We start from the raw sequence: 26,700 nt of genomic DNA, 5'->3' as shown, positions 1-26,700 counted from the left end.
GGTGCGACCACCAAACTGCAGACGATGTGTTACCAGATGCAGACCGCGGTGGACGAACTGCTGCACAAGTACGACGATCCCGACCTCGCCGAGAAGCTGGCCGCTCTGGACTACCTCAACGAGCAGAGGCACGGCGCTCACGTTGTTCGCCGCCGCGTGGCTGCTGCCGTTCGCCTGGACGCTGCTCAGCTCGCTCCAGAGCGAGCAGGATGCCGCGTCCCCCGGGCTCAGCCCGATCAAGGGCCCCCTCACCCTGCAGGCGTACCGCGACATCTTCGACGGCGGCAACGTGCCGATCTGGGCGTTCAACAGCGTGCTGATCACCGGCGCGGTCACCGTGATCACCGTCGTCGTGTCCACGCTCGCCGCCTACGGCCTCTCGCGCGGCACCTTCCGCGGCCGCCGGGCACTGGTCGCCGTCACGGTGGCCGCCATCCTGGTGCCGCCGCAGCTGCTGATCGTCCCGTTGTTCCAGCAGATGCTGGCGTTCAACCTGGTCGACACCTACTGGGCCGTCATCCTGCCGCAGACCGTCGCGCCGATGATGGTGTTCGTCCTCAAGCGGTTCTTCGACGCCATCCCGCGCGAACTGGAGGAGGCCGCCCGGCTCGACGGCGCCTCCGACCTCCAGGTCTTCCGCTCCGTGGTGCTCCCGCTCTCCCGGCCCATCGTGGCCGCGGTCTCCGTCTTCGTGCTGATCGGCGCGTGGAACAACTTCCTGTGGCCTTACATCGTCACCAACGACCCCGACCTGATGACGCTGCCCGTCGGCCTGGCCACGGTCAAGGACACCTTCGGCCTCGTCTACGCCCAGTCCATGGCGTCCGCGGTGGTGGCCGCCGCCCCGCTGATCGTCGTCTTCCTCTTCTTCCAACGACGCGTCGTCAGATCCGTGGCCACCACCGGCCTCGGCGGCGCCTGACCCTCACCGACCACCGCAACATCCAGACAGGAGTTCGTGTGCCCACCCCCTCCGCCGTGCCGCGGCCCGAGTACCCGCGACCGCAGTTCGTCCGCGGCGACTGGCTCAACCTCAACGGCACCTGGCAGTTCGCGTTCGACCGCGGCGACAGCGGCCTGGAACGCGGCCTGCCCGCCGGTGACCTCGACGGCGAGATCACCGTCCCCTTCTGCCCCGAGTCGGAACTCTCCGGCGTCGGCGAGACCGACTTCCTGGAGGCCGTCTGGTACCGCAGGACGGTCACCCTGCCCGCCGACTGGGCGGGGCGGTGGGCGCGGCTGCACTTCCAGGCCGTCGACCACGACACCACGGTCTGGGCCGACGGCGTCGAGGTCGCGCGGCACCGCGGCGGCTTCACCCCGTTCACCGCGGACCTGGGCGAGGTGCCCGCCCATGGCCGGGACGTCACCCTCGTGGTGCGCGCCAGGGACCACCGCCACGGGCCGCAGGCGCGCGGCAAGCAGGCCGTGAAGTACGCCAACCACGACTGCAACTACACCCGGGTCACCGGCATCTGGGGCACCGTGTGGCTGGAGCCGGTCCCCGAGGCCCACCTGCGTCGGCCCCGGATCACCCCCGACCTGGCCGGCTCCGCCTTCCACCTCGAACTGCCGATCTCCGAGAACCGTCCGGGCCACCGGGTACGCGCCGTCCTCAGCGACGCCGCGGGCGAGGTCGCCCGCGCCGAGGCCCGCGCCGACCTGGACCTGGCCCCCCGCCTCCACCTACCGGTGCCCGACGACCGCCGCCGCGTCTGGTGCCCCGAGGACCCGCACCTCTACCAACTGCGCCTCGAACTCCTCGACGGTGACGGCACGTTGGTCGACACCGCGGACAGCTACGCCGGCCTGCGCTCGGTCGGCAGGCGTGGCCGGGCCATCACCCTCAACGGGCGCGTCGTCTTCCAGCGCCTGGTCCTCGACCAGGGCTGGTACCCGGACGGCCTGATGACCGCCCCCAGCGACGCCGCCCTGGTGCGCGACATCGAACTCGCCCTGGCCGCCGGCTTCAACGGCGCCCGGCTGCACCAGAAGGTGTTCGAGGAGCGCTTCCTCTACCACGCCGACCGGCTCGGCTACCTGGTCTGGGGCGAGTTCGGCGACTGGGGCTGCGCGACCGGCGCCACCTCGGAGAACAACCAGCGGCCCGACGCGTCCTACGTCGCCCAGTGGCTGGAGGCCGTCGAGCGCGACTACTCGCACCCCTCGATCGTCGGCTGGTGCCCGCTGAACGAGACCCACCAGTGGCTCCACGACCGGATCACCGACCTCGACGACGTCACCCGCGCGATGTACCTGGCCACCAAGGCGATGGACACCACCCGGCCGGTGCTCGACGCCTCCGGCTACGCGCACCGGGTGCCGGAGACCGACGTCTACGACTCCCACACCTACGAGCAGGATCCGGCCGCCTTCGCCGAGCTGTTCACCGGGCTCGACAAGAACGAGCCGTTCGTCAACGCCTCACCCGACGGCCGCCCGTGGTCTGTCCCCTACCGCGGCCAGCCGTACTTCGTCAGCGAGTTCGGCGGCATCTGGTGGCACCCGGAGACCGCCGCCGAGGCGCGCGGCGACGACCGGCGCGAGTCGTGGGGCTACGGCGACCGGCCCCGCGACGAGGAGGAGTTCCACGCCCGCTTCGCGGGCCTCACCGGCGTACTCCTCGACCACCCGGAGATGTTCGGCTACTGCTACACCCAACTCACCGACGTCTTCCAGGAACAGAACGGGATCTACCGCTTCGACCGCACCGGGAAGCTGGACGTCTCCCGGGTGCGGGCCGCCCAACTCCGCCCGGCCGCCATCGAGTCGACCGACCCGTCCCTGGAGAGCTAGCAGCCGGGAGCCGCCGCGGCGACGAGACCGGCCCAGGCCGGTACCGCCGCCGCGGCGGCTCCGGCACGGGTGGCGCTCGGCGTCGTCCGCGTCCATCCGGTGTGCGGTGTGCGCGTCTCGGAGGCACGTTCACACGTCGCGGTGCCGCACGACGACCACCGCGAGTACGACCGCGATCAGCGGCCAGAGTACGTACACGGCCCACGAGCCGGGGACGGTGGCGCTGTGGGCGAGCGCATGGGGATCCGGTGTCCACTTCCGGATCAGACGCCGCCACGCCATGGCCGGCATCGCGTGGTTCACGGCGGCGGACCAGCGTGTGTTCGTCGAGAAGATCGACGGCAGCATCAGCAGGGTGAAGGCGCTGGTGACCATGGTGGTGGCGCTGTTCCTGATCAGAGCTCCGAGGCCGAGGCCGATCAGCGCGCAGACCGGGGGCAGCAGGGCGGACGCCACCAGCGCCCGGAGCACGCCGGGATGGGTGGGGGGAACCCCGGCCCGCTGCCCGTTCAGGATGGCCTGGGAGACCAGGAGGCAACCGGTGGAGACGACCAGGCCGACCGCGGTCCAGAGCGCGGCGGTGACGACCGCCTTGGCCAGGACCACCGCGCCACGGGCGGGGACGGCCACGGTGGTGGTGCGAATCAGGCCGCTGCCGTACTCGCTGACGACGGTGAGGGCGCCGAGGCTGCCGGCGACGAGCATCAGCGTCAGGTAACCGGTCGCGGGAAACGCGACGAACACGAGGAATCCCTGATCGGCCCGGGTGGCCGCGCTCATCGACCGGAGGCCGTCGATCTCCGCCATCGCCGCCACGGCGGCGGACCCGATGACGAACAGGGTGGTGAGTGCGAGGACCCACTGGGTGGAGCGCGGGGACCGTGTTTTGATCCACTCGGAGACGAGCAGGTCGCGGAACCGGACGGGTGGCTCGGCGTGGGTCGTGGCGGAGACGGTCGGGGTGGCCGAGGAGTGCGTGGTCATCGCGGCTGTCCTGCCTGGTATTCGACGCTGTCGGTGGTGAGTTCCATGAAGGCCGCCTCCAGTGAGGCGGTTCGGGTGGTCAGCTCGTTCAGCAGGATCCGGCTCTCGAAGGCGAGCGCCGCGATCCGGTCCGTGGACAGCCCGGTGACGGCGAGCCTCTCGCCGTCCGCCGATCCCTCCGGCTCGACCGACGCCCCCGCGGCGGTCAGCACCAACGTCAGCTCGGCGGCCTGCCGCGTGCCCGCCACGACGCCGAGGCGGGTGCCGCGTGCCGCGAAGTCCCGTACCGACTCGGCGGCGATGAGCCGTCCCCGCCCGATGACGACCAGCTGGTCGGCGATGTTCTCCATCTCCGACATGAGGTGACTGGAGAGAAAGACCGTACGGCCCTCGGCCGCGAGGCGCCGGAAGAGGCGGCGCATCCAGAGCACGCCTTACGGGTCCATGCCGTTGACCGGCTCGTCGAACATCAGCACCGGCGGGTCGCCGAGCAGCGCGGTGGCGATCCCGAGCCGCTGCCTCATGCCGAGCGAGAAGCCGCCGATCCGGCGGGTCGCGGCCTCGGCCAGGCCCACCTCGTGCAGCACCTCGTCCACCCGGCGTGGGGAGAGCCCGTTGCTGTGGGCCAGGGCCGACAGGTGGGCCGCCGTGGTGCGTCCGCCGTGGACGTGGCCCGCGTCGAGGAGGGCGCCGACGTGCCGCAGTCCGCGCGGGTGGCTGCGGAAGGGGACGCCGCTGACGGTGGTGGAGCCGCCGGTCGGGGCGTCCAGTCCGAGGATCATCCGCAGGGTGGTGGTCTTGCCTGCTCCGTTGGGGCCGAGGAAACCGGTGACCTGGCCCGGTCGCACGGTGAAGGACAGCTGGTCGACGGCGGTCCTGCCGCCGTAGAGCTTGGTGAGTTCGTTGACCTCGATCACCTCGGCAACCCTGCCGGGAGGGGCCCGTCCGGTCATGGGGCCGTGGGCGGCAACCGCGGGGCCGCCTTCGCCCGTGGGCGTACGTCCGCGGGCTGATTCCGCGGGGGCGGCGGCTCGGTAGTCTCGCGGGATGGACGCCACACCGACCGCCCCGTCGCCCGCGTGCGTCGCTCAGCGCGGCTTCCCTCCTGAGAGGCCGCACCACCGATGATGAGAACGAAGATCACGGCCTGGGTCGGTGGCGCCGGCTATCTCCTCGCGGTGGCTCTGCTCATCGGAGGTGCGCCGCGCGCCTCGGGCTGGGTCCACGGTGTCGGGACACTGCTCGCCGCGAGCCTGCTCGTCGGTGTGCTGCGCCGCGCGCCGCTCCTGGCCCTGTTCCTCACGCTTCTCGGTTCCACTGCCGTGGTGGTGGGCGTCCCGAGCGCCCCCGCGCACCTGTCGGCCTCGGATCAGGGCCAGTTCCTGTCGTACCTGGCGGCGGACCTCGTTCTGGGCCTCGTCGTCGCCACCCGCGCGCGGCGGGCTTCGATCGTCGCCGTGGCCGGATCCGTCGTCGTCCAGTTCCTGGTCATCGGTGGCTTCTCGCACGGGCCCAACCAGATCGCCGATCTCGTGATCGCCCTCCTGGCGATGGCCGCGGCCTGCACGGTCGGGCTGCTGGGCCGCGAGCGCCGCGAGCACGCGGTGGCGCTGCGCTCGCAGGAGGTGACCGAGGCCCTGATCGCCGAACGGCTGCGGATCGCACGGGAGTTGCACGACATGGTCGCGCACAGCATCGGCATCATCGCCATCCAGGCCGGGGCGGCGAGCCAGGTTATCCGTACCCGGCCCACGGAGGCCGGTGAGGCACTGCGCGCCATCGAGGCCACCAGCAGGGAGACCCTGTCGGGCCTGCGGCGCACCCTGGTGGCGCTCCGTCAGAAAGAGCCGGGCACGGCGGCCGCGCGGGGGCAGGCGGCCCTCGCGCCCGGGCCTGGTCTGGCGGACCTCGACCGGCTGGCGGCGGCCACGGCCGACGCGGGGGTACAGGTGGAGGTGCGCCGCAGCGGGGCGGAGCGCCCTCTGCCGGCGGACATCGACCTGTCCGCGTTCCGCATCGTTCAGGAGGCGCTGACCAACGTGGTCCGCCACGCGGGCACCGGGCGCTGTCGGGTGCTCGTCGACTACCGGGACGAGGAACTGTCCGTGGAGATCGTCGACGACGGGCGCGGTACCACCAGGAACGGCTCGTCCCACGGCTTCGGTCTCGTGGGCATGCGGGAGCGGGTCGCCCTGTTGTACGGCGACCTCAGCGCCGGGCCGCGTCCCGAGGGCGGTTTCCGGGTGACGGCCCGGCTGCCGCTGCCCGACCCCGTCGGAGTTCCGGTGGAGGTCCGATGACCGCCGGTCCGGTACGCGTCGTACTCGCCGACGACCAGCCACTGGTGCGGTCCGGCCTGCGGCTGGTCATGGCCGATCACCCCGACCTGGAGGTCGTCGGCGAAGCCGCCACCGGCGCCGAGGCGGTCCGACTGGTCAGGGACGTCGGCCCCGATGTCGTGGTGATGGACATCCGGATGCCCGGCATGGACGGAATCGAGGCCACCCGCCTGATCACCGCCGGCCCGACCGCGACGCGCGTCCTCGTCCTGACCACGTTCGACGAGGACGACTACGTCTACGGCGCGCTGCGGGCCGGAGCGAGCGGCTTCGTGGTCAAGGACATGGCGCTGAACGACATCCTCGCGGCGATCCGCGTGGTAGCCGTCGGCGACGCGCTGATCGCGCCGGGGGTCACGCGCCGGCTGATCGCCGACCTCGTCGGCAAGCCCCGACGGCGCACCCCACGGCCGGACGCGCGCATCACCGAGCGGGAACGGGAGGTCCTGACCCTCATCGGGCACGGCCGGACGAACACCGAGATCGCGGCGGACCTCTTCATCACGGTGGGCACCGCCAAGTCGCACGTGTCACGCCTGCTCACCAAACTGGACGCCCGAGACCGGGTCCAGCTCGTGATCATCGCCCACGAGACGGGGCTCGTCACGCTGCCCGACTGAGCGAGCACCACGGCTTCGGCCGGGCCCGGAGCCGTGATGCCCGGTCGACTGCTCCCGGCAGGCGGCCGCCGCTACGCGCCGGCCCGCGTCCACTCGTGCTCCAGCACCGAGTGGACGATCGAGTCCCGCCAGGCGCCGCGCACATGCACGTGGTCGCGGATCCGGCCCTCCTCCACCAGCCCGGCCCGCTCCAACACCGCCCGCGACGCCTCGTTCTCCGGAGCCCTGGCGGCCCAGACGCGGTGCAGCCCCAGGCCGTCGAAGCCCAGCCCGAGCAACAGCGCGACCAGCGCCGAGCCGTAGCCGATCCCCCAGCGGTCCGGCCGGATCGCGAAGCCGATGGTGGCCGCCCGCTGCCCCTCGAGTGCCAGCCGCGCGAACCCGATCAGCCGGCCGCCGTCGGCCTCGCACGCCGCCAGCGCGTACTCGACCCGCGGCCGAGTGGTCGCCGACACCATGCAGCCGGCCACGATCTGCCCGACCTGCTCACGGGAGCGCGGCTCGAACGAGAGATGCCGCGTCGCCTCCTCGTCGCCGTAGACGGCGTGGACGTCGTCGACATCGTCGAAGCGCAGTTCCCGCAGGGCGAGGCGCCCATGGGCGAGGGTCACCGGATACATGTCGGGTGACCCTATCGGGGCCCGTCGGCGCGAAGGGGCTCCGCGCCGGAAACCCCGCCCTATGCTGACAAGTGACCAACTGGCCGACACGGACGGGGTTCCGTCATGCGTGACGATGGCTCACGAGGCGACCGACTTCGAGAGATCCGGCGGGCCCGGGGGCTCACCCGGGAAGGGTTGGCCGAACGCGCCGGGTTGAGCCTCGGGGTGGTGAAGAAGCTGGAGCGCGGCGGGCAGGCGCGCGTGGAGACGTATCACGCTCTCGCCCGCGCCCTCGGCGTGCGCACCAGCCGGCTGATCGACGGCCCGTCGCCACACGCCGAGGCCCGTGACCCCGACGCCGACAACGCGGCACTCATGCCCCTGCGACAGGCCATCGCCCCGGCGGTGACCGCCCTCGGCCCGCTCTCCCACCGCGCGGACGCCGACCCGGAACCGGACCTCCACCACCTCCGGCGGGCCGCCGACGCCGTCGCCGAGGCGTACTACCGAGACGCCTACGGCACCGTCGCCGAGTCCCTGCCCGCCTTGATCCGCTCGGCCCACACCGCGGTCGGGCACTACGACGGCGGGCCCGAGAACACCGAGGCGCGGCGGCTGCGCGGGCGCGTCCTCCAGATGGCCGGCCGCTACCTCGTCCAGGTCCGCGCCTACGATCTGGCACACACCGCGCTGCGGGACGCCGTGCGGGACTCGGCGGACGCGCACGACCAGGGCGGGGTGTCGGCGTCCGTCTACCAGCAGGGCTGGCTGCTGATCCGGCAGGGCCGACTGGACGAGGCCGAGCAGGTGTCGATCGCGACGGCCGACCAGTCCGAGCCGCGCATCTCCCGGGCGACGAGGGCGGACCTCGGCGCCTGGGGCAAGTTGCTGGTCCACGCGTCCAGCGCGGCGGCCAGGAACAACCGGCCGACGGAGGCTCGCGAGATGCTGCGGCTGGCCCGCACGGCCGGTGTGGCGCTCGGCAAGGCGACAGCCGTCGACACGGGGACCTGGGGCAGGTTCGACTGGCGGACGGTCGCCTACCAGGCGATCGAGAACGCGATGACGGCGGAACAGCCGCGGCGGGCGCTCGGCCTGTCCGAGCGGATGCCCCCTCCGCCGACGCCGACGTTCGGGCGGCGACACCTCCTGGACGTGGCGATGGCCCACGCCATGGAGGGCACCGGCGACGAGGCGCTGGCGATCCTGGGCCGCCTGCACCGGATCTCCCCGGAGTGGCTGCGGCACCAGCAGATGGCCAGGAACGTGTTCCAACGGGTACAGCGCGCCCGCCGGCGCCCGCTGACACGTGATCAGGCCGCGCTCGGCACGTACTTGCGGGCCCTGTAACAGACGGCCACGTTCCGTGGCCGTTCCGAGGCGGGTGCTCCGCAAACGATCACGCCCATGTCTGTAGCGTCACCGGCATGGACGAGACCGCGCACCTCCTCATGGTGACCGGCCTGGAAGGGCCCGTTATCAGCCTCGCGCCGGTGACGTGCGGCTACTGCGACCGCGAGATCGTGTCCGACAACGACCACGCGGCCAACTGCTGCTGGCGCCCCGGAACGGCGGCCGCGCGATGAACGACGGGACCCGCACACGCTGATGGGCCAGTTGGTCACCGACCCCGCCACGGGCCGTGTCGGTCGGCTGGACGGCGTCGTAGAGTTCGTGGCCAACGCTCCTGCCGGGTCATCGCGGCCGAGGCACACGTCCGGCCGGTCGACGGCAGCGGGTGGGAGTGGAAGGCCCACCCCGATGTCCTGGTGGCGGTGGCCGATGCCCCGTGAGTGCGCGCGCCGCCGCGTGATGCTGTTGCTGGCCGGGTGAGTCGCCGGGTGGTTGTCGGAAGTGCTGGTACAGATGGCCCTCCGATGACCGTCGTCCGCGTCGCGCTGGCGCTGCCGGTGGCGTGGCCTCCGTTGCCACGGCCGGTCTGACAGCTACGGGTCGCGCGTGGTTCGCCAGCCTGGAGTCGCTGGAGCCGCCCTGATGTTCCCGGCAGCGGACACCCACCCCCGTCCTGTCGGGTCGTCTGCTGCTGGTGTTCCCCGAGCGGCACCAGCAGGCACCGCCGCTGGTCCGAGTCAAGACGAGCCAGCACGCAGGGCCTTGGCCATCGTCCTCGGGGTGGGCGGCGACGGCCAGGGCTACTCCTCGGGGAGCGGCGGCCCGCCGGGCATCAGGAAGGCGGGCGGAATGTCGAGGAGCGTGTCCAGCCCGGTTTTCGTCAGGCCGTTCTCCAGCCGGTGAACGTCACCGGCCCACCCCGCTCGCGCGGGGAACACCGATGGACGAAGAACCGACGCCAGGCCCGCAGCGGAACACCCCCACTCGCGCGGGGAACACAACAGGAGACCTTCCTGGATGGAGTCGAAGCTCGGAACACCCTCACTCGCGCGGGGAACACGTCGGGTGGTTCAACACCGACACGGCCACCGAAGGAACACCCCCACTCGCGCGGGGAACACCCATGCTGCGCGACGCCCGAAGATCGGGAGCCCGGAACACCCCCACTCGCGCGGGGAACACCTACCGCAACCACGTGGGCCACCTGATGCCGGCGGAACACCCCCACTCGCGCGGGGAACACTTCGGGGTGCTCGCCGACACCTCACCCGGCAACGGAACACCCCCACTCGCGCGGGGAACACTTCTGCGGGTCCGCCAGGATCGCCGCTACCGCCGGAACACCCCCACTCGCGCGGGGAACACAGGTACGTCGGAAAGGCTCAGCGGGCCAATTACGGAACACCCCCACTCGCGCGGGGAACACCGTGGCGCCCGCCCCTCCACCGTCAACTGGGGCGGAACACCCCCACTCGCGCGGGGAACACGCCGGCGACCGCAAGCCCAAGGTGCTGCTGGGCGGAACACCCCCACTCGCGCGGGGAACACCAGTCGGAGGAGGTGTTCGCCGACATCCTCGGCGGAACACCCCCACTCGCGCGGGGAACACCCTTTCTGACCTGCGGCGCTACAGTGGCTTTGCCGATTCGTAACCCTGGCTGCCCGTCTTCACCTCGCCATGGTGTCAGAACGACTCCGGTGCCCGCTGCGATGTAGCGAGTCCCCAGCCTCGGCCGAATGATGGGACGGGCTCCGAGGCCGTGGGGTCGTGACCGGGCCGAGCGTGCGGCCCCGTTGGCCAAAGCGGGGTGTCCCGCGTCGAGAAGGCGGTCGACCACCTGGCACGGAGGAACGACCTGATGAGGTTGCCTTTTCGCTCGAGGCAGGGAGCGCGCTGCCGCTCGCCAGGGGGCGTCCGGTAGGTAGCAAACTCGTTGCCGCTTGATCAGATGGTGCTGACGATGTCCATGCGTGGGGCAGGATCGACGCATGCGGATTCTCGTACTCGGCGGGAGCTGGTTCCTCGGGCGTGCCGTCGCACGGCAGGCGCTCGAACGTAATTGGGACGTCAGCACGTTCAGCCGTGGGAGGTCGGGCCGGGATGTGCCCGGTGTCCGGTCGATTCGTGGTGATCGGAAGGTGGAGGCGGACCTGAAACGGTTGGCCGACGCCGGGCCGTGGGACGTCGTGATCGACACGTCCTCCGCAGAGTTCGCGCCGCGGCGGATTCTCACTGGGGCGCGTGCCCTCGAACCGGTGGCCGGGCGGTACGTATACGTGTCGACGGTCAACGCCTACGTGGGCTGGCCCAACGAGCCCCTCTCGGAGGACTCTCCACTTCGGGAAGCACCGCCGGACGCCGACGAGGAGTTCGGCAGCGACGGCTCGCCGGCAAGGCAGTACGGAATCCAGAAGGCCGGATCGGAGCGGGCCGTCATCGAGGCGTTCGGCGCTGACCGCGCGCTGATGTTGCGTCCGGGCGTCATCCTCGGTCCTGAGGAGTACGTCGGCCGACTGCCGTGGTGGCTACGTAGAGCCGAGCGAGGGGGGCCCGTGCTGGCTCCGGGCGAACCGGGGCAGACGATCCAGCCCGTGGATGTTCGGGACGTGGCTGCGTTCACGTTGGATCAGGCAGGCGCAGGCACCGGGGGCGCCTTCAACATCGCGGCGCCGATCGGGCGCGAGACGATGGGCGGATTGCTCACAACGTGCCTTGAGATCACGGGTAGCCGCGGCGGACTGCGGTGGGTGCCGAACGAGGTGCTGGTCGAGGCCGGTGTGCGGCAATGGACGGAACTACCGCTGTGGCGTACCGCGCCCGGGGGGTGGGCTGTGGACGCGAGCCGCGCGTTCGCGGCCGGGCTGGTGTGTCGGCCACTGGCCGAGACCGTGGCTGACACCTGGGCCTGGCTTCAGAGCGGAGGCGTGCCGGTGGAGCATCCGCGCTGGGACGAGCACGGTATCGCGCCCGAGCGGGAGCGGGAGATCCTGGCCTCGGTCGCCGGCGGGTAGAACGCGAGCTGACGCGATCAGACTCGGTCAGAGGCCGAGCGCGAGCGGGCCGGTCGAGGCCAGGCTCCGGCTGGCTGAGCTGGTCGCCGTGAACTCCTCGACGCGTTCACCGAGGGCTTTCGCCGCGGAAGCGTCGGCGAGTGAACTCCGGATCAGGTCGTGCCGCAGCCCGGCCATGCGCTCCAGTACACCCATGGTCCGCCAGTCGGCCTCCAGCGCGAACACCGGCTCGACGGCCTCGGCCGCGCCTTCCAGGTCTCGCTGGAGCATTCGCGCGCGGGCGAGGTCGACGGCCGCCTTGCCGCGCAGGGCGGGCTGCTCCGCGGTCGGCCGCGCTTCGATGAGCTCCAGCGCACGTTCGGCCGCGGCTTGTGCACCGGTGCCGTCGCGCAGCAGGATCCAGGTTGTGGCGTTGGACATGGCGGCCCGGGCCGGCGGCATGCCGAACTCGCCGCCGATGTCGTCGTGCAGATCGTCACGTCGACCCATGGCGGGGCTATCGAGTGACGCGATGGCGTGCTCTGCGGACTCGGGGTCGGCAAGGTGGGCGTGCGCACGAGCCCGAATCGTGGCCAGTCGGGTCGTCGCGGTGTCCCCGAGGCCGCCGAAGTTCTGTCCGATGGTGACCAAGCGAACCGCTTCCGCCGGCCGGCCGTCCCAGTAGGCGAGGTAGGCCAGGGCACCGTGCGCGTACGCCTGGAGTGGGCCGTGGTCGATGACCTCTCCGTAGAGGGCAGCAGTGCGGGCGAGTTGGACGGCAGACGGCAGGCTGCCCAGGTCGAAGGAGGCGCTGGCCATCACGGCAGCGGTGGCGCCGGCCTGCAGGTAGAGCCGCTCGCGCTGTCGTAGGCGCTGGGTGCGGTCGAGCATTGTTCTCGCCAACTGGAGCAGTTCGGCACCACGTCTGTAGGACTCGGCCGGGGCGGTGGCGAGGTAGGTCCTGGCCAGCCGACGCACGTCGTCCTCGATTTGGTCGATGGTCATGTCCGGCAGAGCCCAGGAGGCTGCCTCTCCGGCGTGTTCGGCGGCGTTGCGCGCAGTCATCGTGATCTCACTCTCGTTGATGGCGGATGCGCCCGGCAGCGGCACGGCGTCTTCTCTGGGCGCGGCCAACAACTCGCCTGCCGGTTTCCGGAAGATGTGCTCCAGGATTGTCGGCGCCGGCTCGTTGGGGAGGGTCCTGATCGAGCCGGAGGTCCACCGGCGGAATGTCGGCTCAGCTACCGTCGCGCTGGCGATGTGCGGATCACCCCGCATCGTCGCGACTTCGCGAGCGCCCTGCTCGTACGCCCGCCGAAACCGGTCGTACGACCACCTCAGCTGCCGAACGAGCACCTGTAGCAGCGTCCTTGCTTCCATCTGCTCACCCCTGTGTCGGCTGCGTGACGAGGCGGGGCGCGGCGTGCCTCTGCCAGGCATCAGTGTGCAGCCTTGGACCGAGCCATCGCCCGGACGCCGACCCACGTGACACCCAGGTGATGCCCCGGTGAGCGGACGCGTCACCGCGACGGGCACGAGATGAGACCTCCCTTGGCATGGTCGTGTTCCATGGTTGACCGCCACGCTCTGTGTCACTGGTGACACCACGAGCGAGGAGGGTTGGGATGGCGACTGCCGAATTGGAGCCGGCCAGGGCTGCCCGTACCACGATGAACACGGCCGACGCACCTGACGTGCTGTCGTTCTTCCTGGATCTGGCCAATGCCTCCGAAGCCATAGAGCGGCGACTCGACGGTCAGGTGTGCGCCCGTTGCGGGACGGCGGTCGGCCTCCGGCCCGGTGGCCACGCCTACACCCGTACTCCGGATGGATGTCTCGGCTGGGCGGTACGAGTCTGCGGTGCCTGCTGGCCCGCCGCGCCGCTGGGCGGCGATCTGATGGCGGCCGTCGCCTGGGTGGTGGCCGCCGGCGCAGTCGAGGAGGACGTCATCGACGCCTGGCGGTCGCGGAGGGCCGTCTCGGTGCCGGTGGGACGGTCGTGGGACGTGGTCCGCGTCTCCCGACCGCTGGGGTGGGCGGTTCTGGCACGTCTCCCTCGCCATGTCGCCGGCATTGGCCCGGTGTTGGAGGTGCCGGCTCGTGAGACCGTGGAGTTTCTGATCCCGCCGGGCGCGGCCTCCGGCTGGCCGGCGCGCCGTGAGTTGCGCGACGTCTTCCGCGTGGGGCCTCGCGGGACCAGCCAGTTCCCCGCTCTCGATCTCACGCTGGCGGACGGACGTCGGGCGTGCTGTGGCCGACGTTGGCTCACCAGGGTGGAGCCGCATCGCCGACCGACCACTCATGGCGGCGCGTTGCTGGAGTGCCTGTTGGCCGAGTACCGACGGCGAGGGGAGCTGTGAAAGGCGTGCCGACCGTGTGCGACGACGGCGCCGAGACGATGCGGCGGGTGGGCACCGCGTTGCGGGCGAGTCTCCAGTGCTGGCGGTGTGGCGAGGCCGAAGAGCCGTTGGTCAGCAGTGGCGAGGTGGTCGGTGAGCTGGGCGTGGTGCCACTGTTCTACTGTGCCCGCTGTGCCAGGGAACTGGAGCGGCTCTACCGAGCCGCGTTCGGTATGGCTTCGCAATTGAGAGCAAGTTGATCGTTGCGCTGCTGCTGCCTTCGTCCTTGACCCGCTTGCCCTTCTCGCCGTCCCCCTGTACCTCACCGTTCTTTCGTTCGTCGTGTTTGGGGCGGAATACGCCCTGAACAGCGAGTTGGAGGGGGAGGCCGTCACAACTCCACGGCCTTCCCAACGCGCATCTGGCCCAGACGCTTGACGGTGCGGCCAGTTATCCGCCCTGTCACCCATGGCCGGGATCCTCAACATCACTTGCGCGACGACCTCATCGAAAGGCGGACCGGCGGCTGAGTGATCAGCAGATCACCCCCGCTCGCGCGGGGACCACGAGGGCGGCCTGGTCGGCGGCGTCATCCGCGCCGGAACACCCCCGCTCGCGCGGGGACCACACGTGCCGGTCACAAACACCCGTCCAGATGTCCGGAACACCCCCGCTCGCGCGGGGACCACGCCGGTACCGCTCACGAACACGACGTGGTGCACGGAACACCCCCGCTCGCGCGGGGACCACGCCGCCGCTGCCGGTCCGCCCGCCGAACCCCGGGGGAACACCCCCGCTCGCGCGGGGACCACGACCACTACCGGTCCCAGATCCACGACGGCACCGGAACACCCCCGCTCGCGCGGGGACCACGCCTCGGGGTCGACGAACACCGAGGCAAGTTCCGGAACACCCCCGCTCGCGCGGGGACCACCCAAGGGCGCTCGGGCGATTGGGGAGCAACTACGGAACACCCCCGCTCGCGCGGGGACCACATGCGAATTTCGGCGGCCGGATTGCGCGCCACTGGAACGCCCCCGCTCGCGCGGGGACCACACCTCGGCCGCCGCAGCCAGGTCCAGGGCACCCGGAACACCCCCGCTCGCGCGGGGACCACACGGGTCAAGGCGCCGGCCCAGCTCGCCCGCGCGGAACACCCCCGCTCGCGCGGGGACCACGGGCGCATGTGGCGAATCCACGTCCAGCCGGCCGGAACACCCCCGCTCGCGCGGGGACCACCAGATCTTCTTGGCGGCCGTGCCGTTCTGGCCCGGAACCCCCGCTCGCGCGGGGACCACGCTGCCGCCACCTGGCACACCATCGACGAGTACGGAACACCCCCGCTCGCGCGGGGACCACTTCGCCTGCCACCCCGACACCCACTCGGCCGCGGGAACACCCCCGCTCGCGCGGGGACCACGGGTCGACGAGGAAGCCGAGGCCGTAGCAGACCGGAACACCCCCGCTCGCGCGGGGACCACGGGATCGACTTGGTACCGCTGCCCACGAGGAGCGGAACACCCCCGCTCGCGCGGGGACCACGCCACGTCGTAGCCGTTCACCTCGTCGTGCTTCGGAACACCCCCGCTCGCGCGGGGACCACCCACACCGCACCACCCGGAGGCACACCGTGCGCGGAACACCCCCGCTCGCGCGGGGACCACCCGGTGAACACCCGGCAGTCCAGCAGCACGAACGGAACACCCCCGCTCGCGCGGGGACCACGACATTGCGATGCGCCTCGGGGTTGTGCTGCTCGGAACACCCCCGCTCGCGCGGGGACCACACTGACGACAGTTGGTACACGGTCGTCACCGACGGAACACCCCCGCTCGCGCGGGGACCACGATACGGTGCAGCCGTTCGGACTCCTCGGCCAGGAACACCCCCGCTCGCGCGGGGACCACTTCGACGGTCAGCTGTCCATAGTCGGCGGCGCCGGAACACCCCCGCTCGCGCGGGGACCACGTCAGCGGCACGCCCTTCTGGATCGTCAGCGACGGAACACCCCCGCTCGCGCGGGGACCACTGCGGGGCTCGCTCCTTCGCCTCCTTCTCGGTCGGAACACCCCCGCTCGCGCGGGGACCACCCTTACTGACCTGGGGTGTTGGAGCGACTTTGCCGACTCTTGAAGGTAGGGCTTCGCCGTCACCGCTCCATGTTGTCAGAGGCGTGTGTTTGAGTACCCAGCCCCGGTTCAGCATGGTTGGAAAGAGGTGCGTGGTGCTCGACGCTCGGTTATGTGGCAAGTCCGATGGGCTGGATGAGCCCTATCCCGTCATCGGGCATCTCATCGACACGGCGATGGTGTGCGGCGCGGTGTGGGATCGGGTGCTGACTGTCCGGCAACGACGGCTGTTCGCTGAGGCGTTGGGTGTGCCGGCGGGGGAGGCCAGGCAGACACTCATGTTCTGGGCTGGGCTGCACGACCTCGGGAAGATCATTCCGCAGTTTCAGGACATGATCCTGCGCAGTCGGCCAGCACACTGTGCCTTCCTGGGGGAAACCGCGTACGCGCACGATCGGTCGGTGGACAACTCGGCCGGCAGGATCCGTCATGAGGTAGCAACTCATGCGGTGCTGCCGCGTTTCCTGATCGAGCTCGGGTACCCGGGCACGAACGGCCGGTTGGCCAAGTTGCTGTTGACACAAGTGGCGCAGGTTCTGGGTGGGCACCACGGTCGTTATCCGATGGACAACGACCCGCGGGATCTGCGCAACGCTCTGCAACGGCTGCCTCAACTCGGTTCCGGAGCGTGGGCGGATCAGCGTGCCGAACACGTGGCGGCCCTGTACGGGGTTCTGGGGCGTCCGCCTGCCCCTCGGTGTCGGGCCATGCCCGTGCACCTCGCGGTCGTGCTGGCGGGCATGGTGATCGTCTCCGACTGGATCGCCAGCCAGGAACACCTGATTGAACAGCAGCAGGAAGCGATGGGGCGACTGCCGGACCGTCGTTCCCCGAACGCTTTGAACACGCATGCGCGGCGAGTCGCAGATCAGGCAGACGCGCTTCTGCAGGACGCCGGCCTGGGGCAGGCGACGTTCCGCTCCGGGAGATTCCGGGACCTGTTTCCCGAGATCGCATCGCCGTTTCCGCTGCAGAGCAGCGTTGAGAAGGGGCTGGCGGGCGCGCGGTTGGCCGGGCCAGGGATTCTGTTGGTAACGGCTCCCACGGGGGAGGGGAAGACGGAGACGGCGCTGTACGCCGCCTCGTTGCTTGGGGAGGAAGTCGGCAGTAGCGGCCTGTTCTTCGCCCTTCCGACGCAGGCCACGGCGAACCAGATGTACGGCCGCCTGGTGGTGTTCGCCAAGCGGAACCTCTTGGAATCGTCCCAGCTCACTCTGCTTCACGGCTCGGCCGACCTCTTCGCTCCGTACTCGGGTGGTGTACAGGGGGCGGTCGACGTGCCCGAGCCAAGGGTGTTGTCCGATTGCGAAAGCGGTCGTGCCGCCGAGGGTGTTCCGGTCTCCATCGAGGCCGGCCGGTGGCTGCGTAGACGCGGGCGGGGCATCCTGGCTCCGCTGGCGGTCGGAACCATCGACCAGGCGCTCATGGGAGTGCTGCCTCTGAAGCGAAACGCTCTGCGGCATCTCGGTCTGTCCACGAAGACGGTGGTCATCGACGAAGCACACGCCTTCGACGCGTACACCCATGCGTTGCTCCTTCGGCTTCTCGAGTGGCTGGGGGCGCTGGGTGTCCCGGTCGTCCTGCTCTCCGCCACTCTGACCGGCGAACTCGCCCGGGGCATGGTGCGGTCATACCTCTCCGGAGCCAATCCGGCCAATGCCACGCGACAGCTTCCCGTGCCGTCCTATCCGGGGTGGCTCTACGCATCGGCCGAGGACGATCTGGTCATCGAGCAGTCAGGGCCGTTGGCCAGTGACCGGAAGCGACATCTGGCCGTGGACGTCCGCCATGTCGTTCACAGCTACGAGGCGGATCGGACCGACGGTCGGCTGGCCGCTGTCATCAGGGAGCTGGGACCCCTCACGGACGGCGGTGGATGCGCGGCGGTGATCTGCACGACGGTCGCTGAAGCACAACGGACCTACGTGGCTCTCCGCGACCACTTCCACGCCTGTCACGGCGACGGGTACCTCGGTTGGGACTACCGCTCCGTTGAGGACCGGGAGCGTGAGGACGCAGCCGCTGGGCCCCGACTCCGCCTGCTTCACGCTCGCTTTCCCGGCCGTCGGCGAGCCGCGCTGACTGCCGAGGCCGAGCGGTGGTTCGGGCGTACGGACAAGCCGGGCGTCCGGCGGCCCGCCGGCCCGCGAGGGGCGATTGTGGTCGCCACCCAGGTGATCGAGCAGTCCCTCGATCTCGACTTCGACCTGCTGCTCTCCGACCTCGCGCCGATGGCCATGCTGCTGCAACGGGCTGGGCGGGTTTGGCGACACCTGGACCCAGCACCACCTCGACCATCCTGGTCCACCGGACCGAGGCTCGTCGTCCTGGCCCCCACCGCGCGAGGGCGTCGGCTCGCCATTCCCAGGAGTTGGGGGGAGGTCTACCAGACGTCGCTGCTGATGCGGACGCTCGAACTACTGGAACGCCGCGGAGGCCGCGCGATCGCCGTGCCGGGTGACGTGCAGTCGCTCGTGGACGCCGTATACGCCGACGAGTTCGTGTCCACAGCCCCCGAACGCCTGGTCGATCAGGACATCAAGCGGCTCGCCGACGACATGGCACGCAGCGCTCTTGCCGACATGGTCGCCCTGCCCCGACCCGATCGCGTCCTCTCCTTGCAGACACTGACCACCAGCGAAGCCGACGAAGACCTGATCAGAACCCGGCTGGGCGCCGAGTCGGTCCCGGTGCTGCCCGTCTTCGAGAACGGAGAGGGCAGGTGGCTGGACACGGCGTGCACCGTTCCGCTTCCCGAGACGGGGCGTGGGCGGGACAAGCGGTTCACCATCCCCGAGGTTCGCGATCTGCTCGCCTACGCGGCGCCGCTCGCCCACGGGGCATGGCGCGCGGCGTGTGGCCCGGCGAACGAGCCACCCATCTCATGGACCAAGGAGCCGCGGCTGGCCCGACTGGTGCTTCTCCCACACCAGGTGGACCCGCAGGGGGGAGTGACCGGTGCTGTCATGGGCCGTTTCCGCGTGATCTCCGACGATGCCCTGGGGCTGGTGATGGAGAGCGAAGTGTAAGGGTGAAAGGTCCCCTAGTAATCACCTTTCGTGATTCTCCGGTGCAGCGGCCCGCGAGTACGTAGGTTGTCATCAACTGGCGAGACCGCCCCCGCTCGCGCGGGGAAACCGAGGGGTGGCATGTGCTGCCCCTACTGCTCACCGGTCCACCTCCGCCCGCGCGGAGTTCCGCTCCGCACCGCGGAGATTCCCTGCAGAGTACGACCTCTTCCCCGGCCTCATCCAGGGAGCGGTCAGTCTCATCGATCGAGGTGTTCGTCTCTCGTGTCTGCCGACGCGGTCGCCGATGACCGCTTCCCCCTCGGCCTTCGGCCCTGCGTGCCGGTCTCGGCCGGCGGAGTCACACGTCGTGTGGGTTTCCGTGAACTCTTCATCGCCGCACATTACTTGGAGGGGCTTGCGGTCACCGTCCCCCCGGCGGCCTCCGGCCTGATGCGTGTCCTGTACGCCATGGCCGCCCGGATCACCGGGCTGGACACGGCCCGGGACGGCATCGATGCCTGGCTGGACCGGCGCTTCGGACTGCTCCAGGAGACAGCCGCCTTCGACCCCGGAGCCGTCGACGAGTACTTCGACCGGCACGCGGATGGTCTGCGGCTCCACGATCCCGCACGTCCGTTTCTCCAGGAGCCTCGTCTGGCCGACGAGTGTTCCGGCACCTCCGGTGTCAACAAGCTTGTGCTCTCTCGGCCAGCAGGCAACAACCCGGTGTTTTTTGGGCATTTCGTCGATACTCGGCAGGTGGCGCTGCCCTCGGGGGAGGCGATGCTTCACCTCCTCGCCCAGCTGTACTACGGCCCCTCGGGACAGTGCACTACACGAACCGTGGACGGGCAGCGCTTCGGGAACACCATGGCGGGGCCGCTGCGCCGGGTCCTGTCCTGCCATCCCGTCGGCCGCAATCTGTACGAGACCCTGCTGCTGGGCATCCCGGCCCCCGACACGTGGCCTGGAAACAGTTCTCGGCCCGAGGACGACCTTTGTCCCTGGGAGCACGACCGGCCGCTCGCGGCCTTGGAGGCGGCGCCCAAGCCCCCGTCCGGGCCCATGGCGATGCTCACCGGCCGATTTCAGCACGCCGTGCTCCTGCGCCCGGATCCCAGCGGCGATCACGTGGTAGACGCGACGATCACCTGGGGGCTGCGCGTCAACCGGCCGGAGGTGGCCGACCCGTACCTCATCTGGGATGAAGCCAAGGACGGAAGTCTCCGACCCCGTGACGCCAAGGCGGAACGTGCGCTGTGGCGCGATCTGGACGCCCTCATCCTCCAGCAGAGGGCGCGGGGCGGACGACGACCACCGGTTCTGGACAGCCTGACAGGCGGCCAACTTCCTGAACCGGTCCTTCGAGGCTTGCGCGTCGTCGCCTATGGATTCGATCAGGACGGACAGACCAGAGATCGGACGTACTTCTCGGCCGTCACGCCACATCTGATCAGCTTGCTCGAAGACTCCGATGCCGAACCCGACACACGCCTGGCACGCGGTGTCGAGACCGGGAAGCAAGCGGCGGAGACAGCGGCCTGGCGCCTCGAGACAGCGCTGCGTGCCGCCTGGCGCGAATACACGCTGCCATTCACCGATGACCAGCCCGGCGGCCGAACAACCAAGGGCAAGGGCCCCTGGCCTGAGGCGGCCCTTGCGGTCTATTGGCCGGCGGCCGAGGGACAGTTCTGGGGCCTCTTCGACGCCAAGGACTTCACCAACGCCCTCCAGCACTTCGGGCGGATTGCCCTGAGCGCGTTCGACGACGTCACGGCGTCGGTGGCTGACGAACCGCGAGGCGCGAGGGCCAGGGAGAAGGCCCGCGGCCTTGTCCGGTCGTTGCTCTCGGACCGCCAGCCCTGACGCCGTGCCCCCTCTTGATGGCAGACGGCGCCTCGGGAACTGAAGCGAACAGCCAGGGACATCGCCGTCCAGGACCAGGAACCGTAGGAGGAAATGCCCATGACTACGGCAGAAGTCGACACTCCCGCCGGGCACGACAGTTCGGCGCTGGCGGAACCTCGTGTCGACCGGCTCGCACCGTACGACGAGTTCGTCATGAAAGTACGTGAAGCGTGCGGGGAGCCCGGCACTCAGCAGGCGCTCCGCCGAGGACTGGGCAAGCCGTTGGACGAAATGCCTGCTCGAACCCATGCGGCGTTGCTCCGCAGAGGGCTCGTTCCCGACTCCGCGCGCCCAACCGAGAAACGCGCCTACTACGCCGTGGCAGCCCTGATCGCGGCCCGACCGCGCACCATGCGCAAGGCCGACGACCACGCGATGGAGCCGGAGGACGCCGGCGCGGCCTCGGGTCAGGACGAAGGCGTCGCGGACCCGTCCGGCGCCGATCCGGCCCACACGGCCGGATCGGAGACCGAACGGCCGACGGATCAGCGGCCGTCCTGGGGCACCAGCCTGGGCACGAGCCTTGCCCAGGCCGTCACCCGGGATCGCCCGGATGGCACTCGGGCCGGTGGCATCGAGTCCCGGCTGCACCTGCTGGTGCGCCAGGAGACCGACGGTATGTATCGCATGTTGCCGGCCATCGCACGCCACCTCGGATCGAGTGGCGTTCCCATTGACTACGGGCGTCTGCTCCACGACATCGCGTTCTGGCGCTATCAGCGCGGTGAGACGGCCATGCGCTGGCTGGAGGACTTCTACCGCACGATCCGCCGCGCCACGCGAGACGACTGACACCTTCCACGAGACGCCGCCCATCACCGTCCTCACAGAAACGAGCACCCGACGATGACCACCTCGACGCCTACCGTTACCCCCACACAGGACGCCGGGCAGCCAGCGCCGCGCTTCCTCGACGTACACATCCTCCAGTCCCTGCCCTTTAGCAATGTCAACCGGGATGACCTGGGGTCGCCCAAGACCGTGGTCTTCGGGGGCAGCACGCGGACCCGCGTCTCCAGCCAGGCTTGGAAGCGGCCCACCCGCAAGGCGGTCGAGGTGAGGATCGGCCAGCGCGCCCTGCGTACCCGCCGGTTGCCGCTCCAGGTGTCCAAGGCGCTGGTGGCACGCGGCTGGCCGCAGGACCTCGCCGACCTGGCGGGCGCCCAGGTGATCCGATCCACGGAATCCAAACTCGACCTGGAGAACGAGGGGCAGACGGCCTCCCTCCTGTTCCTCCCGGATGGCGCGGCCGAGGCTCTCGCCGACATCGCAGAGCAGGGGCGGGCCAAGCTGGAGAAGGCGCTCGGCACCAAATCGGCGGCCAAAGCTCAGTTGCCCAAGGACGCCGTGCACGACGTCATGAAGTCGCGCAACGGGTCCATCGCGCTTTTCGGACGTATGCTCGCTGAGATTCCCGGTGCCGGAGTCGACGGTGCGGTGCAGGTCGCCCACGCGTTCACCACGCACAGCACCTCCGTGCAGGCCGACTTCTTCACGGCGGTGGACGATGTCGACCAGTGGGCCACCGACGCCGGCAGTGCCCACATGAACTCCGCCGAGTTCAGCAGCGGCGTTTTCTACCGTTACGCCACCCTCGACCTTCGCGACCTGGCGGAGAACGTCGCGGACGCGGGCATGGCCAGGGAACTGGCCGAGTCGTTCGTCACGGCGTTCATCGACAGCCTGCCGTCCGCCAAGAAGAACTCCACCGCCCCGCACACCGTGCCCGACCTGGTGCACCTCGTCGTCCGTTCCGACCGGCCGGTCTCCCTGGCCGCGGCCTTCGAGGAACCGGTCAGGGCCGGACGCGGCGGGTGGGGAGAGCCGTCCCGGGAGGCTCTTCGTTCCTATGCGGCGAAAGTGGCCAAACTGATCGGCGCCTCAGGTGTCCTCCACAGTTCCCATGCCGGCGTTGACGACAACAACCGTGAGGGGCTTGGAGACAGGGCCGATTCCTACCCGGCCCTGGTCGCTGGTGCCATCGCTGCCGCCTGGCCGGGGAACGGGAGCGCCAGCGCGTGAATGGCTTCCTCCTCCACTTGAGCGCACCCATGCAGTCCTGGGGCGAGCACAGTGCTTTCACGGACCGCGACTCGGCGGCCCACCCGACGCGGTCGGGGCTGATCGGCATGATCGCGGCGGCCCTTGGCATCACACGGGCGGACGCGGTCACCGACCCCGTGGACGGGATGGTGACGCACTTCGGCCGCCTCAGCCGTCTCCGTTTCACGATCCGCCACGACCGCATCGGCACCCGGATGCGGGACTACCACACCGTCGGCGGAGGCTACCCTCCGCACCGTACCGCACCCACGGCCAGCGGTGGGCGGCGTAAGGCCGGTCAGGGCACCATCGTCTCGCACCGGCACTATCTGGCCGACGCCGCGTTCACCGTCGCCGTCACCGCACCCACCGACGTGGATCTACTCCCCGAATGCGTTCAAGCCCTGGAAACACCACGCTGGCCACTCCACCTCGGACGGCGCTCCTGCCCGCCCGGTGCGCTGTTGGTACTCGGCCGCGACCGGCCGAACCCCGTCGCGGACCTGCTGCGGCTTCCCCTCGCCCGTCCAAAACCCCGGAGCGCGAAGAAGGACACGGAAGTCACCGTGAAGTTCACCTCCGACGCACCCTTCGGTTCCGACATCCCACCGACGGAGTCCAGTAGGGCAGCTGTCACGACCCTCAACGACGAGCCGGTGCGGCTCAAGCCCCAGGACCGGGTCTACCGGAGCCGCCCTTCGTACACGACCAGCTGCACCCTGCCCGTCGACCTCTGCGGCGGCTACGGCATCGACTATCTCCAGGCGATCGACGCCTACTTCAACCCCTCCACCCCGGAACGGACCGAGCCATGAGCATCGCGGCGCCTCCTGCGGCCCTCCACGCCGCCCATACCGCGTGGCTGACGCAGCTGCTTCTCAACTCCGCCAGCCACTCTGTGCGGCGCGACCTCTCCGACGCCGCCGCGTTGCACCGTCGGGTGATGCAACTGCTGCCGGACGACGACTTCGGCGATAGCCCACGCTCCCGCGCCGGCATCCTCTTCCGCCTGGAGACGAACGCACTTGGCGGGCTCCTCCTCCTCGTCCAGAGCCGTACTCCACTCGATCCGGAACTTCTTCCTCCGGGCTACGCCGAGACGCGAAGCAAGGACATGAGCCCCTTGCTCACCGCGTTGCGTCCCGGGTTCGTCGTCCGCTATCGGCTGCTCGGCAACACCATTCGGCGCTGCGGACGCAACAGCACCGAGGGACGCTGGAAGCAGGCCATTCCGCTCCACGGCCAGGACGCGGACAACTGGTGGGCCCAGCGCGCCCCAGCCGCCGGCCTGATGCCGCACACCATCCTCTCCGAACCCGGCGAAGCTCTCACCGCATGGCACCGGATCCACGACCGCACGAGCGCCACCCCGGAGGCGAAGCCGAGCAAGACCCCCCGCCGACAGGAGAACCACGTGCGGGTTCCACATCAGACCACCCGCTTCGAGGGCACAGCGACCATCCGTGATGCCGATGCCCTACGCGAGGCGCTCCTCACCGGCATCGGCCGCGGTAAGTCCTACGGTTGCGGGCTGCTCAGTATCGCCCCAACCGCGCTCGGAGCTTGAAGGGACAGCCTGTGCCATCACCCGTACCGGACGGATCACCCCACGACAAGGCGTCGGCTCGTCGCCGGATCGCCGCCCCCACGCTTGCCATGCTGCCCCGCGTCGGCGACTCGCTGTCCTTCCTCTACGCCGACGTTGTCCGCATCGTCCAGGACGACACCGGCGTCTGCGCCGAGACCACCTCGGCCGACGGAGACATCACCCGCGTCTACCTCCCGACCTCGGCGCTCTCCTGTGTCCTCCTGGGGCCAGGTACCTCGATCACACAACCGGCCATGACCACGTTCGCGCGCCACGGCACCACAGTGGTCAGCAGCGGATCGGGAGGAGTCCGCTGCTACTCGTCCACGGTTTCGGACGCCCTCACCACCCGCTGGTTGGAACACCAGGTACACCAATGGAGCGACCCGGAGCGCCGCCTGGCCGTGGCCCGCCAGATGTACATCAAGCGGTTCAATGTGCCCGTGCCGCCGACCGCGTCGTTGAACACGCTGCGTGGCCTCGAAGGGCAGCGGGTCAAGTCCCTCTACAAGCACCTGGCCCAACAGCACCGCATCGCCCGCTTCCGACGGAACTACGACCCGGCGGCCTGGGACGACCAGGACCCGGTCAACCGTGCTCTGTCCTCGGCCAACACCTGCTTGTACGGCATCGTCCACGCCGCGCTGGTCGCACTGGGCTGCTCACCTGCTCTGGGGTTCGTGCACCAGGGCAAACAGCACGCGATGGTCTACGACGTGGCCGACCTCTACAAAGCGGAACTCACAATTCCGCTCGCCTTTTCGCTCCACGACACGCCGAACCCCGAGGGCATGGCCCGGCGGGGCTTCCGTGAAGGACTACGCCTCTTCAAACTCCTGCCTCGGATCGTCACGGACGTCCAGTCCCTCCTCTCTCCCGACGAAGTTCAGCCTGCCCCTGACGGGCAGTCGGTCCAACTGGTCAACCTCTGGGACCCCGAGGTCGGCTCCGTCCCAGCCGGCGTGAATTATGCCGGGCGCCTTGACTCGCTGGACGGCGTCGATCTGGATGATCCGGCACCCGACGGAGACGTCGCCGATCTCCGTCCGACTCCCTGACGCCTGACCGCCTCTAGAAGGGCGCCGTTCATGTCCTCTCTCACCGTGCTCAACACCACCGCCGTCCCGGACCACGTCCGCGGTGCTCTCACGCGCTGGATGATCGAACCCACACCCGGTCTCTATGTCGGCACCCTCTCCGGCCGCGTCCGCGACGAACTCTGGCACGTCGTCAGCGCATCTATCGGCGCGGGCGCCGCAGTCCTCGTACACCCGGAGGCCAACGAACAGGGTTACGCACTCCGCACCGCCGGTGAACGCCGCCGCATTCCGTTGGACTTCGACGGCCTCACTCTCATCGCATTCCGGCCGGAAGAGCCTCCTGAGATCGCCTCACCGCCCGACTAGGTCTTCTGGAGTTCCACCTCCCGACTGTTCCCCGGCGCGTGGCGCTTTGTGCTGAGTGGCGTTAACAAGTACTGAGCTCAGTCCCGCTTGCATCGGGAACACCTGCCCTCCGTACTCCCAGCAGCTGTTGAGCTCGGATTGCCCTGCTGGCGTGGGATACGCCACTTCCTGGACCCTGGAACTCCCGTGCCGCCGGGGAACGCCCGCTCGCGCGGGGAGCACTCCGGCCTGATGTCCGCGTATTTCGGTCCGGAAGGAACACCCCCGCTCGCGCGGGGAGCACGACGGCTGCCAGATGTACTGCCCCTCCGACGTCGGAACACCCCCGCTCGCGCGGGGAGCACGGGTGCTCGACCCCTGCCCCGCTGATCCAGGGCGGAACACCCCCGCTCGCGCGGGGAGCACGCCAGCAGCCCTCTTCGTGGAGCGTGCCGCTCGGAACACCCCCGCTCGCGCGGGGAGCACTCTTTCTGACCTGGAGTGTTAGGGCGACTTTGCCAGAACGTGATCGCTTCGGTCCATCGTCATCGCTCCATGTTTTCAGAGTCGGGCGGGTCTTGCTGAAGGGGCAGTGGGAGGTCTGAACGGGCG

The 26,700-nt window shown here is 70.0% G+C and carries 19 protein-coding genes, 1 pseudogene and 3 CRISPR repeat arrays; of the genes and pseudogenes, 16 read left to right on the top strand and 4 right to left on the bottom strand.

Translation table 11 applies throughout. The features are described from left to right. The first annotated feature begins 76 nt into the window (after positions 1 to 76). Both E1283_RS05475 and E1283_RS05470 read left to right on the top strand, forming a co-directional pair. Positions 77 to 922, top strand: a complete 846-nt coding sequence (locus E1283_RS05475) for a carbohydrate ABC transporter permease (protein WP_425086130.1) — start codon at positions 77 to 79, stop codon at positions 920 to 922. A 38-nt stretch (positions 923 to 960) separates the two neighbouring features. Continuing rightward, positions 961 to 2,796, top strand: coding sequence for a glycoside hydrolase family 2 protein (locus E1283_RS05470; protein ID WP_132816725.1), 1,836 nt, complete (start codon positions 961 to 963; stop codon positions 2,794 to 2,796). A 129-nt stretch (positions 2,797 to 2,925) separates the two neighbouring features. Here E1283_RS05470 and E1283_RS05465 read toward each other — a convergent pair whose 3' ends face one another. Both E1283_RS05465 and E1283_RS05460 read right to left on the bottom strand, forming a co-directional pair. Beyond that, positions 2,926 to 3,780, bottom strand: a complete 855-nt coding sequence (locus tag E1283_RS05465; RefSeq protein ID WP_132816724.1) for an ABC transporter permease — start codon at positions 3,778 to 3,780, stop codon at positions 2,926 to 2,928. Beyond that, positions 3,777 to 4,697 (bottom strand): annotated as a pseudogene (locus E1283_RS05460) (ATP-binding cassette domain-containing protein). Before E1283_RS05460 ends, E1283_RS05465 begins: the two are co-directional and overlap by 4 nt. Before the next feature lie 207 nt (positions 4,698 to 4,904). Here E1283_RS05460 and E1283_RS05455 point away from each other — a divergent pair. Together E1283_RS05455 and E1283_RS05450 are read left to right on the top strand one after the other, a co-directional pair. After that, the gene (locus E1283_RS05455) at positions 4,905 to 6,080 is read left to right on the top strand and encodes a sensor histidine kinase (protein ID WP_132816723.1); all 1,176 of its coding nucleotides are present in this window, start codon (positions 4,905 to 4,907) and stop codon (positions 6,078 to 6,080) included. Further along, positions 6,077 to 6,739 carry a response regulator gene (locus E1283_RS05450; RefSeq protein WP_132816722.1) on the top strand — a complete coding sequence of 221 codons (663 nt, stop codon included), beginning with the start codon at positions 6,077 to 6,079 and terminating at the stop codon, positions 6,737 to 6,739. Before E1283_RS05455 ends, E1283_RS05450 begins: the two co-directional genes overlap by 4 nt. A 71-nt stretch (positions 6,740 to 6,810) precedes the next feature. Here the strand turns inward: E1283_RS05450 and E1283_RS05445 are convergent, their stop codons facing one another. Then, entirely contained in the window at positions 6,811 to 7,359 is a 549-nt protein-coding gene (locus tag E1283_RS05445; protein WP_132816721.1) for a GNAT family N-acetyltransferase, read from the bottom strand. Positions 7,360 to 7,464: 105 nt separating this feature from the next. Here E1283_RS05445 and E1283_RS05440 point away from each other — a divergent pair, with 105 nt between their 5' ends. The 3 genes from E1283_RS05440 to E1283_RS05435 all read left to right on the top strand — a co-directional run bounded on the left by E1283_RS05440 (position 7,465) and on the right by E1283_RS05435 (position 11,706). After that, positions 7,465 to 8,691: a helix-turn-helix domain-containing protein gene (locus tag E1283_RS05440; RefSeq protein WP_132816720.1), complete on the top strand. Its 1,227-nt coding sequence runs from the start codon at positions 7,465 to 7,467 to the stop codon at positions 8,689 to 8,691. A gap of 77 nt (positions 8,692 to 8,768) precedes the next feature. Continuing rightward, complete coding sequence (locus tag E1283_RS37055) at positions 8,769 to 8,927, top strand: hypothetical protein (protein WP_165956017.1); 159 nt, start codon at positions 8,769 to 8,771, stop codon at positions 8,925 to 8,927. A 737-nt stretch (positions 8,928 to 9,664) separates the two neighbouring features. Beyond that, a CRISPR array of direct repeats spans positions 9,665 to 10,303; the repeat unit is 29 nt; unit sequence CGGAACACCCCCACTCGCGCGGGGAACAC. 380 nt (positions 10,304 to 10,683) lie between these two features. Next, the gene (locus E1283_RS05435) at positions 10,684 to 11,706 is read left to right on the top strand and encodes an NAD-dependent epimerase/dehydratase family protein (RefSeq protein ID WP_132816719.1); all 1,023 of its coding nucleotides are present in this window, start codon (positions 10,684 to 10,686) and stop codon (positions 11,704 to 11,706) included. 27 nt (positions 11,707 to 11,733) lie between these two features. On the opposite strand, the gene E1283_RS05430 is transcribed toward E1283_RS05435, so the two are convergent. Beyond that, positions 11,734 to 13,125 carry an NsdA family TPR-like regulatory protein gene (locus tag E1283_RS05430; protein ID WP_243744613.1) on the bottom strand — a complete coding sequence of 464 codons (1,392 nt, stop codon included), beginning with the start codon at positions 13,123 to 13,125 and terminating at the stop codon, positions 11,734 to 11,736. Between the two features lie 185 nt (positions 13,126 to 13,310). On the opposite strand from E1283_RS05430, the gene E1283_RS05425 reads away from it, so the two are divergent. The 9 genes from E1283_RS05425 (at position 13,311) to cas2e (ending at position 26,109) form a co-directional block, all read left to right on the top strand. Beyond that, positions 13,311 to 14,045, top strand: a complete 735-nt coding sequence (locus E1283_RS05425) for a hypothetical protein (RefSeq protein WP_132816718.1) — start codon at positions 13,311 to 13,313, stop codon at positions 14,043 to 14,045. A gap of 517 nt (positions 14,046 to 14,562) precedes the next feature. Further along, positions 14,563 to 16,114: direct repeats of the CRISPR family, unit length 29 nt; unit sequence CGGAACACCCCCGCTCGCGCGGGGACCAC. Positions 16,115 to 16,245: 131 nt separating this feature from the next. Then, on the top strand, positions 16,246 to 19,182 hold the full coding sequence (cas3, locus tag E1283_RS05420) for a CRISPR-associated helicase Cas3' (RefSeq protein WP_243744612.1): 2,937 nt from the start codon (positions 16,246 to 16,248) through the stop codon (positions 19,180 to 19,182). Between the two features lie 264 nt (positions 19,183 to 19,446). Beyond that, positions 19,447 to 21,030, top strand: a complete 1,584-nt coding sequence (gene casA / locus E1283_RS05415) for a type I-E CRISPR-associated protein Cse1/CasA (protein ID WP_243744611.1) — start codon at positions 19,447 to 19,449, stop codon at positions 21,028 to 21,030. Between the two features lie 99 nt (positions 21,031 to 21,129). Continuing rightward, positions 21,130 to 21,864: a type I-E CRISPR-associated protein Cse2/CasB gene (casB, locus tag E1283_RS05410; RefSeq protein WP_165956016.1), complete on the top strand. Its 735-nt coding sequence runs from the start codon at positions 21,130 to 21,132 to the stop codon at positions 21,862 to 21,864. Between the two features lie 54 nt (positions 21,865 to 21,918). Continuing rightward, a complete protein-coding gene (gene cas7e, locus E1283_RS05405) occupies positions 21,919 to 23,094 on the top strand; it encodes a type I-E CRISPR-associated protein Cas7/Cse4/CasC (RefSeq protein WP_132816715.1) in 1,176 nt (391 codons plus the stop codon). Continuing rightward, positions 23,091 to 23,930: a type I-E CRISPR-associated protein Cas5/CasD gene (cas5e, locus tag E1283_RS05400; protein ID WP_132816714.1), complete on the top strand. Its 840-nt coding sequence runs from the start codon at positions 23,091 to 23,093 to the stop codon at positions 23,928 to 23,930. Before cas7e ends, cas5e begins: the two co-directional genes overlap by 4 nt. Then, positions 23,927 to 24,682 (top strand): type I-E CRISPR-associated protein Cas6/Cse3/CasE, encoded by a 756-nt coding sequence (gene cas6e / locus E1283_RS05395; RefSeq protein ID WP_132816713.1) that lies wholly within the window; start codon positions 23,927 to 23,929, stop codon positions 24,680 to 24,682. Before cas5e ends, cas6e begins: the two co-directional genes overlap by 4 nt. 89 nt (positions 24,683 to 24,771) lie before the next feature. Then, entirely contained in the window at positions 24,772 to 25,761 is a 990-nt protein-coding gene (cas1e, locus tag E1283_RS05390) for a type I-E CRISPR-associated endonuclease Cas1e (RefSeq protein ID WP_132816727.1), read from the top strand. A gap of 30 nt (positions 25,762 to 25,791) precedes the next feature. Continuing rightward, positions 25,792 to 26,109 (top strand): type I-E CRISPR-associated endoribonuclease Cas2e, encoded by a 318-nt coding sequence (cas2e, locus tag E1283_RS05385; RefSeq protein ID WP_132816712.1) that lies wholly within the window; start codon positions 25,792 to 25,794, stop codon positions 26,107 to 26,109. 193 nt (positions 26,110 to 26,302) lie between these two features. Beyond that, a CRISPR array of direct repeats spans positions 26,303 to 26,574; the repeat unit is 29 nt; unit sequence CGGAACACCCCCGCTCGCGCGGGGAGCAC. Positions 26,575 to 26,700 lie beyond the last annotated feature (126 nt).

It is taken from the genome of Streptomyces hainanensis (assembly GCF_004348415.1).
Classification (GTDB): domain Bacteria; phylum Actinomycetota; class Actinomycetes; order Streptomycetales; family Streptomycetaceae; genus Streptomyces; species Streptomyces hainanensis.
The sequence above is the reverse complement of the archived record's forward strand: the minus strand, read 5'-3'. Positions and strand labels throughout refer to the sequence as shown.